This window comes from Rhodococcus sp. NPDC057014 (genome assembly GCF_042673295.1).
Taxonomy (GTDB): domain Bacteria; phylum Actinomycetota; class Actinomycetes; order Mycobacteriales; family Mycobacteriaceae; genus Rhodococcus_F.
Window position 1 is genome coordinate 46,307 of sequence record NZ_JBHUSF010000023.1, and the last position, 9,240, is coordinate 55,546.

The 9,240-nt window shown below is 65.0% G+C and carries 8 protein-coding genes; 4 read left to right on the plus strand and 4 right to left on the minus strand.

Going from position 1 to position 9,240, the window contains the following annotated elements:
• Positions 1-384: 384 nt before the first annotated feature.
• The gene (locus tag ACFTZB_RS07675) at positions 385-684 is read right to left on the minus strand and encodes a DUF4913 domain-containing protein (RefSeq protein ID WP_378430872.1); all 300 of its coding nucleotides are present in this window, start codon (positions 682-684) and stop codon (positions 385-387) included.
• 19 nt (positions 685-703) lie between these two features.
• Here ACFTZB_RS07675 and ACFTZB_RS07680 point away from each other — a divergent pair, with 19 nt between their 5' ends.
• On the plus strand, positions 704-1,033 hold the full coding sequence (locus ACFTZB_RS07680) for a hypothetical protein (RefSeq protein ID WP_378430873.1): 330 nt from the start codon (positions 704-706) through the stop codon (positions 1,031-1,033).
• A gap of 11 nt (positions 1,034-1,044) precedes the next feature.
• Here the strand turns inward: ACFTZB_RS07680 and ACFTZB_RS07685 are convergent, their stop codons facing one another.
• The 3 genes from ACFTZB_RS07685 to ACFTZB_RS07695 form a co-directional block, all read right to left on the minus strand.
• A complete protein-coding gene (locus tag ACFTZB_RS07685) occupies positions 1,045-3,036 on the minus strand; it encodes a type IV secretory system conjugative DNA transfer family protein (protein WP_378430874.1) in 1,992 nt (663 codons plus the stop codon).
• A 321-nt stretch (positions 3,037-3,357) separates the two neighbouring features.
• A complete protein-coding gene (locus tag ACFTZB_RS07690; RefSeq protein WP_257890504.1) occupies positions 3,358-3,933 on the minus strand; it encodes an IS630 family transposase in 576 nt (191 codons plus the stop codon).
• Positions 3,912-4,439, minus strand: a complete 528-nt coding sequence (locus tag ACFTZB_RS07695; protein ID WP_378430875.1) for a winged helix-turn-helix domain-containing protein — start codon at positions 4,437-4,439, stop codon at positions 3,912-3,914. Before ACFTZB_RS07695 ends, ACFTZB_RS07690 begins: the two co-directional genes overlap by 22 nt.
• Before the next feature lie 206 nt (positions 4,440-4,645).
• On the opposite strand from ACFTZB_RS07695, the gene ACFTZB_RS07700 reads away from it, so the two are divergent.
• The 3 genes from ACFTZB_RS07700 (at position 4,646) to ACFTZB_RS07710 (ending at position 9,131) form a co-directional block, all read left to right on the plus strand.
• Positions 4,646-6,634, plus strand: a complete 1,989-nt coding sequence (locus ACFTZB_RS07700) for a cutinase family protein (RefSeq protein WP_378430876.1) — start codon at positions 4,646-4,648, stop codon at positions 6,632-6,634.
• 344 nt (positions 6,635-6,978) lie between these two features.
• On the plus strand, positions 6,979-7,320 hold the full coding sequence (locus tag ACFTZB_RS07705; RefSeq protein WP_378430877.1) for a hypothetical protein: 342 nt from the start codon (positions 6,979-6,981) through the stop codon (positions 7,318-7,320).
• 791 nt (positions 7,321-8,111) lie between these two features.
• Entirely contained in the window at positions 8,112-9,131 is a 1,020-nt protein-coding gene (locus ACFTZB_RS07710) for a hypothetical protein (RefSeq protein ID WP_378430879.1), read from the plus strand.
• The last annotated feature ends 109 nt before the right edge of the window (positions 9,132-9,240 follow it).

Consider the following 9,240-nt stretch of genomic DNA (forward strand, 5'->3'; position numbering starts at 1 on the left):
GGGTCCTGTGAATTTCTCCGCTGCACCGCCGGGCGCATCACACATCCTGTCAGGTGTGGGGGCCGAGTGGGGGAATTGGCGCGATCGCCGTCGACAGCAAGTCCCCGGTGGGATCAGTGGCCGCTCAAGGACAAAGGTCGGCTCAAGGGCCGACAACCCAAGCTGTCCGTCAAGCGGCAGAAGGAGCTTCGCCGCATGCACGGCACCGCCGACTACACCATCACCTACCTCGCCGAACTGTTCAAAGTCTCCCCGACCGACCGTGTGCCGTACACTGCTGGCTCACTCTCAATGAAACGAGGGACGGTTCACCACGCTTCACCGAAATCAGGATGCGCCATGTGCTCGGTCGTATCTGGTTTCGTCTTGTGTGGCGCCTTGTGCTCAGTCGTCGGTGAGGTCGGCGAGCAGATCAGCCGGTACTGGCCGGTGTTGGAGTGCCGGCCAGCCAGAAAAGGAGCCGTCGGCCTTGGCGTGGGACATGGGACCGGTGTCGCCGTCGAGGATGACCCGCAGGTGTGGTTCGAGGTGGTGGATCCACCAGTTGGACATCGCTGAGGGTTTGTCGGACGCCTGTGCTTCTTCCCATGCGTACCAGAGGGCTTTGAACCGGCCGGAGACTTCGGGGTACAGCCACCATCGCGCGTCCCAGGCCAGACCGCTCTCGCCGCCACCGGGACCCATTTTCCGGCGGATGACCTGGGTGAACCATCCTTCGACCCACGCCTCGCAGCTTGGGATACATCGGCTCGATCTCGGCGAGCTCGCCATCGTCTTCGTCGGCCTCGACGTCCTCGAGCTCGTCGTCTTCGTCGGCCTCGACGTCCTCGAGCTCGTCGTCTTCGTCGGCCTCGACGTCCTCGAGCTCGTCGTCTTCGTCCTCGGCGAGCTCTTCCGGGTCGTCGTCGGGGTCGAGGCTGGGATCGTCCCCGCCCAGGGTGGGGTCGTTCTCGTCGACGGCGTTCGGGTCGTAGTCGTAGGGGTTCTCGTACCCGGTCTCGTCGTCGCTCTGCCACTCGTCCTCGGTTGCTGAGAGATTGACCATCACTGCCGTCCTTCCGCGAAGAATTCGGACTCGAAGATGTCGTCTACGGCATCAGGTGCTGCGGAGACGCCCGTGGTCGGCGCGACGCCGCTCTGCTGAACGGGTAGCTCGATCAGGTCCTTGTCGGCCGCGGCAGCGATGCGTGGGATCGGGCCGGTGGGTTCCTCCGATGCCTCCCGGTCGGAGAATCCGAGCGGGAGTGCTTTCTGCTCGACGCGATCGGTTCCGGCGTCGCACTCTTCGAGGGACCGCTTGATGTTCTCGGCGAACGGGGTGTTGCCCCAGAAGTTCTTGCGGACCAGCAGCGGCTTGCTGCCACCCATCGTGACGATGGCCCGAGTCTGTGGCAGCGCCTTGAGGTCGTCGACGGTGAGGATCTTCTCCCGCTGGTAGGACGTGCTGATCGTTGTCTGCCCACTGGCCAGAATGCCGCCGCTGCGGCTGCGGTTCTCGACCTCGACGAAGTGGTCGCCGATCTCGTCGGACAACGAGGCCAGGAACCCTTTGTCGTTGACGTTGCAGCCGTACCAGAGCATGTTGCAGGCATCGACCATGGCGTCGTAGTTGGTCTCACCCCACACCTTCTTCGCCTGCGACGGTGACTGCAGGATGGTGATGAGGATGCATCCGCGGGATCCGAAGTGCGAGTACCACTCGGGGAGTTGCTGCAGCTTGCAGATGTTCGCGGCTTCGTCGAGAACCATGACCGCCGGGATCGGGACCCGCCCGTCGCTCTGTTGGGCGCCGAACTCCTGCAATGCGTCGCCGATGGCGCCGACCAATGCTGTGGTGAGCGCGGAGGCGGATCCGGCTCCCTTCTTGCTCATGGCGTAGACGGTGTCGGTGCTGCGTACGACCTGGTCGATATCGAGTTCGGGCAGGTCGTGGACTTCACTGCCCGGGGTGACGAGGATGCGCCTATCACTGTCCGTCCCGATCGTGATCCGGGTGTTCGGCAGGATCGCTTCTTCGTAGCGAGGCTCGTCAAGAGGTCCGAGGAACCGGCGCACCATGTCGTAGAAGCCGTCCCGCTGTTTGGCGTTGACGCTCTGCTTGCTCTGCATGGTGTACGCAAGATCGGCGTACCCGTTCTGGGCGAGCACCTTCACCGGGATCTGGGACTGTGTTTCGCGGAGCCAGTCCACCACGTGCCGAAGATCGCCGCCGGCGAGCGCGGCGGCGAGAAGGTAGGAGCCGAACAGGTCCCGGGCGGCGCCGTCGAAGTAGGCGTCGACCCGGGCGTTGTCGTCGGTGGCGGCGGAGATGAAGTAGTCGCACACCACCCGCGCCGACGGCAGGTCGTCGACTCGGCGCAGCGGGTTGAACCAGAAGCTCGCCTTCTCACGCCTGTTGCCGGTGGTCACACCCTCCAGGTCGAAGAGCCAGACCCGTCCCATCTGTTTACGCAGGTACAGGGTGTGGGTGTAGATGTCGGGCTTGTTGGACGTGCCCAGGCAGAACCCGGGCGCGTAGCAGATGGCCGGAATCGCCAGGGTCGCCGACTTTCCCATTCGGGAGCCGGCGATCGCGATGCACACCCACTCCCACGGCATCCGCAGCTCGCGGTTCGATCTGACCGTGTTGCCCATGACGATGCCGCCATGACCGGGATGAGTCTCGCTGATCGTCGGTGCAAGCCGCCTGGTCTCCTCGGCGGCCGCGGCCGCGTCGGTCTGCTCGACGTCCCGCGGATCGGTCATGGAGTCGGCGTACTTGTCGATCCGCTTCTCCGCGCGCTTCTCCTGAATCTTCTCGAGCCGCCCCGTCTTCTCGAGCAGCCAGAACCCGCCCGCCACGAGCGCCGCGATGGCGACCACTTCTCCGATCAGTACAGCGGTCGCGTCACCCGGCCACGTCCGAGTTCCCTTGGCCACATCGATGATCAGGCCGAGCGGGTGCCACAGGGTTTCGTCACCCCCGCCGAGGTTGTAGGCGAACACCGGCAGGAAGGAGGCGGGGACCACTACGGCGATGGCTTTGAGCACTGCCATCTCCTTGTCTCCACTCACGGGCGGCCGATCGCAAACGCATTCCGTCATGGTCGTTGTTCGTACTGGTAGCGGGAGTCGGTCCGCCGCCGGGCGGCGTCGGTGCGGGTTCGGAGAAACGCGCAGGTCTGTGCATCGATGTTCGGGTCGACGTCACGGGGCACGTCCAAGCTTGACGAGCCACTCCACATCGGGGATGCCATGAACCAGATCCTCTTCAGTGCATGTTCGAGGCTCTTGCGGAGGCTGTCCCGTGGTGGTGGGGTCTATTCGGGGACGGTCAGCGCACGCCTAATGATCTTTCGGTAATTGAGTGAGCTCAGATCACAAGGAAAGCCCAGCGTGATCGAGGAAGCCATGACACAGGTCGTAGCTCGAGCCGATCCGGGTCAGTCCGGACTCGGTCGCCACACGGACCTCGTCGAGGGTATCGGGGCACAGGTTCGCCAGTTCGGTGGATTTCATGTTGCCCCAGACCTGTTCGATCGGGTTGAGTTCGGGTGCATACGCAGGCAGCCGTTCGACGTGGAGCCAGTCGCGTTGGGTCGCCAGCCATGCCTTCATTGCCGCAGACCGGTGGGCCATCAGTCCGTCCCAGATCACGATGACCTGCTCCCCGGCGAAGTGGGCACGCAGTTCGATGAGGAACTCGATGAGCTTGTCGGTGTTGTACGAGCCGTCGGTCATGGAAAACACGAACGCGCTCTCGCTGCGGTCGGGTCGATAGGCCAGGACTGCGGCCATGGACATGCGCTTCCAGGAAAATCGGTGATGCAGAACAGGTGTGACGCCTTTCGGCGCCCAGGTTGCTCGGACCACAGGCAGCAGCGACACGCCGCTTTCGTCCTGGAAGCAGATCCATGCACCTCGGCGCCGCGCTATTTTTTTATCCGCGGCCACTCGTTCTCCCGCCAGGTGACGATGGCGTCCTCGTCGCGTTCGACGGCCCGCCGTGCGGGTCGCTGGCGGCTCCAGCCCAGCCGGGTCCGCAGGATCGTCCACGTCTGGGTGGGCCCGTAGGTCACGCCGGTGAGCCGCTCGATCACGATCGCGACCCGGCCCAGTGTCCACACCCCGGTGGCGAAGCCATTCGCTTGGGGCCCCTTGAGTAATTCCTCTCGGATCACCTCGATCTGGGCGTCGTCGAGACGCGGCCGGCGTCCCGCCCGACCTGCGCCTTCGAGTGCCTCGCGACCTCCGGCTGCCCACTTCCTGTGCCAACGGGACGCGGTCTGTTGGGATATCTCCAACTCGACCGCGACATCGATCTGCCGCCGGCCCGCGGCGAACATCTCCGCGGCTCGCATGCGTCGGTCACGCAATGCGTCGAAATCTCGACGAGTCCCGGACTGCTTGACTTTCCGGGTGTCGGACTTCTCGCCGGAGTTGGTCTTCTTTCCTGCCACTCGTCAATGATCAAGCAGCGCGGCGCGAATCACGTGTATCGACACGCCCTATTACCGAAATATCAGTAATACGGCGTGCGGGAAGAACGTCAGTGGCCCACCGCCGACACGCCCGACCGCGTGCGGGGGTCGTCGCTGAGAGAAGGGCTGCTATCCGAGACTGAAGCCGGAAGAGCAGTGGTTGCCACGCGATAGGAGTCCGGACGATGGCACGGTCGGCGAGGGGTCGGCTCGCGGCAGTCACCACCATCACCGCCGTGCTGTGCGGGGCCGTCCTCAGCTGCGCGCCCGCGATCGCGCACGCGGACCCTGGCTGTGCGTCGACGTTCAACCTGCTCATCCCCGGCACCTGGGAGACCGACGAGAACGCCGACCCGGACCGGCCGGTGGGGATGCTGGCCCCGGTCGCGGAGGCGATCGAGGCGAAGAACGGTGCCCGCGCGCAGACATACACGCTGCCGTACATGGCGCGCGCGTTCGACAACGGCCACACCTACGCCGACAGCAAACTCGACGCGGTCGACAAGGCCACCGCGGTGTTGGAGTCCTACGCCGACAAGTGCCAGGGCGCGAAGATCACGATCACCGGGTACTCCCAGGGTGCGGACGCGGCAGGCGATCTCGCGTCGATGATCGGAAGCGCTCGCGGACCGGTCGAGGCGGATCGGGTCCTCGGGGTGGCGTTGATCGCCGACCCGGGTGCCGGCACGCAGGGCGCTGCGACGGTGGGTCCGACGACCTCGGGGGAGGGGATCGCCGGTCCCCGGTCGCAGGGCATGGGCGCGTTGTCGGGGCGGGTGGCCTCGATCTGCGATCCGAAAGACCTGTACTGCTCGATCCGCAAGGGCGCGAACCCGTTCCTCGGATCCCTCGGGTCGATCCTGTCGAAGACCCCCAGCACCACCAACACCAGCGCCGGTGGTGGTGACGCGGCGGTCGCCGCCGCGCTGACCTCGGATTTCAGTGGCGCCGACCTGCCCGGTCTCGGATCCAATGTCGACGCGCTCGGAAAACAACTGTCCGGCAACGACACCGGCGGGACGGTGGATGTGCATCAGATCGCCGACGCCGCGACCTCACTATCCAAGACGCTGCGCCCACTGGCCGATTTGCTGCAGTCCGGCGCCGCGAACACCGCCACCACCACCCTGGCCGCAGCCCCGGTGGGCACACCGGAACACGCGGCCGCCCAGGTCCTCACCACCGCCGGTCACGCGGACCTGGCCGGTGCGCTCGACTCGGTGGCCACGATCGCGAACACCGCAGCCGCGCTCGCGAACAACGGCACCACCACCCTGCCCGCCGCCGCCCCCGAGATCTCTGAACTCGCGGGCACCGCCGCAACGCTCGGCGGCCAGATCGCGCCGGTCGCCGCCACCCCGGCAGACGCCCTCTCTTCCGCGTCGAGCGTGCTGTCGGTCCTCAAACCGACAGTCGTCGTCGACCAGGCACTGAACGTCGTCACCGGGGTCACCGCCCTCGATATACCGGCGATCCTGCACAACCTGACCGTGCTCCCGCAGAAGATCGCCGCCGGCGATGTCCGCGGCGCCCGCGATGCCGCCCGGGAACTGAACGTGCAATTCGCGCCGGTGGTGAAGATGGCCGCCGGTGTCGACCTGAAGTGGATCTCCCAGATCCTCGCGATCATCCCGGACCCGACCGGCTACACCCAGATCGCGGCGCTGGTCACCAGCGTTCTCGGCAACGTCGACGTGATCAAGCTGGCCACCATCGCTGGCCAGGCCCAGGAAATCGCGTGGGCCGCCGCGGACAAACTCTTCCCTCCGCCCGGAGTGCTCCCCGACCCGGTCGGCGGCGCCGCGCAGACCACGGCGTTGCTCCCACTCGGCCTCGAACTCGCCTCGGTGGCCGTGAACATGCTCACCGGCACAGCCGGCAAGACCGACCCCACACTCCTGGGGAAACAAGCGGCCAACCCGGTCGGGAATGCGATCACCACCCAGGCACAGACCCTCGACCTGAAAGGACTCGCCGGATCGGTGTCGACGATGGCGCGCTCGCAGGGCGCCGAAGATCTCGCCGCGGTCGTCGGTGAGGGCCTGAACGCGGCCAGCTTCCTCGCCTCCGGCGCACACCAGAGCTACCAGCACCTGGTCGTCGACAACGCCGGCCGCAACGCCATCCAATGGGTCTCGGATTGGCTGAACCTGCAGATCACCCGCGCCGCCTGACGATCCCGACCGCCTCACTCACCTCCCGAACAGGAGCACCGAACATTGGCCCCTCACGCCCACCGCCGCACCTCCTGCTGGGTGACCTGCCCGCACTGCGATAAACGCACCTACTTCACCCGCAGGGATGCCCGCGCCGCCCGCACCCACCACGAAAAGCGTCGCGGCCTGTCGATCTACCCCTGCCCACACCAAGCCCAGGACAGTGACTGCTTCCACGTCGGGCTCCGGCCAATCGGGTTGGGCCGCGGGAGTATCGACCGCGGCACCCTCGCCGAGAACCAGCGAGGAACACAAACACTGTCCGAAGCCAGGTTCACAGTGCGGGGTACGTGGTGACCCTGATGAACACCACGGGATCACCGACCACCCCGATCCCACTCGCCCCCGGTGACCGGATCCGCTTCGGTATCGAACCCCGCCGCCCCTACACCGTCCGCGCACTCTCGGAGAACTTCGTCGTCTGCACCCGCCACCGCGACTTCGCCACCCAAGGTGAGTTCGTCTACACGGTCATCGACTGGCGCAACGGAATCCGCGGCCCGGTCACCGTGATCGGACACAGCATGGATGTGAGCACCGATCAGGAGTGCCGCGACCTCCTCGACGATCTCGAAGCCGGTCGGTGGGAAATCAGCCACCGCAACCGTGTCCCGCTCGACATCCTCGACCGGGGTGAAGCATGAGAGACCCCACGCCCCCGAGGTGCCGTCTCGCGGCACGGATGCTGCTCATCGCAAGCCGCGGTGGTCCTGCTGTGGCCGGAGGCCATCCTGTCCTCGTTCGACCATCCGCCACTACCGATTCCACCCGTGAGCAGTGGCGACTATGGGGTAGACCTGGTGGCAGGGGAGGGCCTGCTGAAGATTCATCACCGTGACGGAAGTGCCGAGCAGGTACCGGTGTCTGTTTACTTCGATGCCGACGGTGGGTGCCGCGGAAGGTAGGCATCGCCATCACACGCGCGAGGACCTGGTTTGCTAGCGTAGCGCTGCTAGCTATCAGCGCTACGCTAGCAAAAAGTAGACTTCCTGCGGCTTCGTTCGTGAGACCATCCGATGCCTGCCTGATGTGCACGGACCCCTCGGCTGAGCGTCAGACACCCCAAGGTTGCTCGGTGAGCTGGGAGGTTCCGACAATCGGAGATCGTCACCGGCGGCGCGGGCGTTCAGTTTCGTCGAACAGGATTGGCACACCTGTCATGTAGGGTCTCGAGAACCATGGCGGAATCTCACGGTGAGTGGCGGGCCGGTGGCGGATCCGCCATCGTTGTGAGACACGCCCACGTCAGAATCGGGGCTCAACGGACCGCCATTGACCGCCGCGAATGCGCGGCTCCAGATCGTTCGGGTGTCCCGATTGACGCCCCGAAAGCAAGATCATCACCGGACGGGTCAAACGGGAACGCGCAGCTCAGGGAGTCTCGGTCAACGACCCGCTTCCGGGGACGTGCCGATCAACGTTGCAATATCGGGACGTGCTGGTCGTGGTCATCACGGACTACTGTCAGGCGCTACACATGTCAGACGAAGCAAGCACCGAGGGGCCAGGAATGAACCAGCAGGAGATCGCAAAGATCGCGGAGGAGGCGGCGAAACCGTCATACGCGGACGTCTCAGCAGCCACGGGCGTGATCCTTGATGCGTTGAGCAACGATGTCGCACTGAGTGAGCACGACGCGGCCGTGGCTGTCTGCCAGGCCGTCGGTGCAGAGGTCGTGCTGGGTGGCTCGATCGACGTGGGAATGGGAGGCCCGGACGAGGTGCGGAACTCGCAAGTCGTCAAGTACGCGAAAGTCCTCCACGCCACGCGCCTCGCGATTGCCAGACTGGGGGCTCAGGGGCTGATCGTCGCTGTCAATCAAAGCCCGCCGCAGAGCGAATACATGCTGAACTGCAAATTCTCCTCTGGCTCCAGCATGTACTCCACTAGCGGGCCGATGATGATTCCGATCGGACAGGTGCAGATTCCCTCTTCGTTCCGCCTAACACCTGGGATGTCCGCGGTCGGTCACGTTCCACTGCTGACTGTGGAAAAGTGGGAATCTGATATCGAACCGCTGCTGAACGATCGACTTCGGCGAATCTTGGGCGAGTGCCTCGATGCCGCACGTCGTGGCTCGTACCTCAGTTCGGTCACCCTCCTAGGAGCTGTGATGGAAGGTGCTTGGTACGCAGTCGGGGAAGCGCTTCGATCACATGATGCCAAGTTGGGGGCAGCCCTCGACGCCGATAGGACTGCGCAGGTCCAGGCCTTGGTGTCGGAACTTCTTGCTAGGGGTCCTCGGATGAAGACGCTGGCCGACGATCTCCAGAGTTTCGCGGGTTATGTCCGTTTGGTTCGGAATTACGGCATCCATCCGATGGCGGGGGATGACGCTGCCGCCGAAGACGCTTTCACCGAGCCGGGTAACTTCTCACTGGTTCAGCGGGCACACTCACATCTCGTCTCACTTCTTGCTTCGGCACGAAAGATCGATCCGTCGGTGTTTCCGTAGGAAATGCGTTGCTTAGTGGTTCCGCCCATAAGTTCGTTGGGGGTCAGGTCCAGGCCGTCGGGTCGTTGAGGTAGAGACCGCAGACGGTGTCGAGGGCGTCTTCTGGGAG

What these genes read in the sequence shown, in the direction of transcription:
- ACFTZB_RS07685 (WP_378430874.1), bottom strand. Translation starts at nt 3,036, where the DNA reads ATGGCAGTGCTCAAAGCCATCGCCGTAGTGGTCCCCGCCTCCTTCCTG.
- ACFTZB_RS07675 (WP_378430872.1), bottom strand. Translation starts at nt 684, where the DNA reads ATGGGTCCCGGTGGCGGCGAGAGCGGTCTGGCCTGGGACGCGCGATGG.
- ACFTZB_RS07705 (WP_378430877.1), top strand. Translation starts at nt 6,979, where the DNA reads ATGAACACCACGGGATCACCGACCACCCCGATCCCACTCGCCCCCGGT.
- ACFTZB_RS07700 (WP_378430876.1), top strand. Translation starts at nt 4,646, where the DNA reads ATGGCACGGTCGGCGAGGGGTCGGCTCGCGGCAGTCACCACCATCACC.